This window comes from Desertibacillus haloalkaliphilus (assembly GCF_019039105.1).
In the GTDB taxonomy this organism is placed as follows: Bacteria; Bacillota; Bacilli; order Bacillales; family KJ1-10-99; genus Desertibacillus; species Desertibacillus haloalkaliphilus.
This window is the reverse complement of record NZ_JAHPIV010000250.1, coordinates 1-398: the sequence shown is the minus strand read 5'-3', so window position 1 is coordinate 398 and position 398 is coordinate 1. Positions and strand designations below refer to the sequence as shown.

At 52.3% G+C, this 398-nt stretch carries 1 protein-coding gene; it reads left to right on the top strand.

The genetic code is table 11. The features are described 5' to 3' along the window. Window positions 1-398: hypothetical protein (locus tag KH400_RS29895; protein ID WP_217228199.1), on the top strand; the 398-nt coding region annotated here is incomplete at both ends.

The following is a 398-nucleotide window of genomic DNA, read 5'->3' as shown; positions in this document are numbered from 1 at the left end:
AGAAGAAGGAGGGAAAGGGGAGGGGGAAAGGGAAAGGAAAGAGGGGAAGGAAAGAGGAAGGGGAGAAAGAAGGGAAAGGGGGGGAGGGGGAGGAGAGGGAGAAAAAAGAGAGGGAAGGGGAAAGAAAAAGAAAAGGGGAGAGAAAGGGGAAGGGGAGAGAGAGAGGGAAAGAGAAGGGGGGGGAAAAAAAGAGAAAAGGGAGGGAAGAAAAGAGGAAAAAGGGGGGAGAAAGGGAGGAAGAGAAGAGAAAGGGGAAGAAGGGAAAAGGGAAAGGAGAGGAGAGGAAAAGGGGGAGGAAAGGGGAGAAAAAAGGGGAAAAGGGGAAAGAGAAAAGAAGAAGGAGGAGGAGGGAAAAGGAGGAAAAGAGGGGGGGAAGGAAAAAGGGGGAGGGGAGGGGA